The organism is Mesorhizobium sp. M2E.F.Ca.ET.209.01.1.1 (assembly GCF_004010375.2).
Lineage (GTDB): Bacteria > Pseudomonadota > Alphaproteobacteria > Rhizobiales > Rhizobiaceae > Mesorhizobium.
On the sequence record NZ_SADP02000192.1, the window covers coordinates 1 to 442 of the forward strand.

Genomic DNA, 442 nt, shown 5'->3' on the forward strand with positions numbered 1-442 from the left:
CTGGCCCTCTCGGACAGTTTCGGCCTGCCGGCGGCGGTCGGCTCGGTCGTCGCCTACGGCGCCGGGGCCGTTTTTTCCTATTGCGGGCATCGCTTCGTGACGTTCATGTCCGACGGAGCGGTTGGCTTCGAAATCGTCCGCTTCGTCTGCGCAACCGGCGCCGGATTCCTTCTCTCCGTCGGGCTGGCCACGATTCTCGCCGATCTCGCCGGACTCCCGTCCTCGGTGCCGGTGGCGCTGGCTTCCATTCTGGTGCCGCTTCTGAACTTCGTGGTCTTGCGCAAATTTGTCTTCGTCGGGGGCGGCCCCTCGAGCGCCAACAGTCCCCTCTGTCCCGAAGGACGGAGCCGATGACCGTCGTCCTCGACAGACCGACAGCAGATGCGCCGGTCGGCGAGGTGCGCAACACGCAGGCATGGACCGTGATCCTTTGCCTGCTGGT

1 protein-coding gene is annotated in these 442 nt (G+C 65.8%); it reads left to right on the forward strand.

All coding sequences use genetic code 11. The annotated features are described in order from the left end of the window. The coding region (locus tag EN852_RS35235; RefSeq protein ID WP_189546361.1) for a GtrA family protein at window positions 1-354 on the forward strand (354 nt) is incomplete at its 5' end. Window positions 355-442 lie beyond the last annotated feature (88 nt).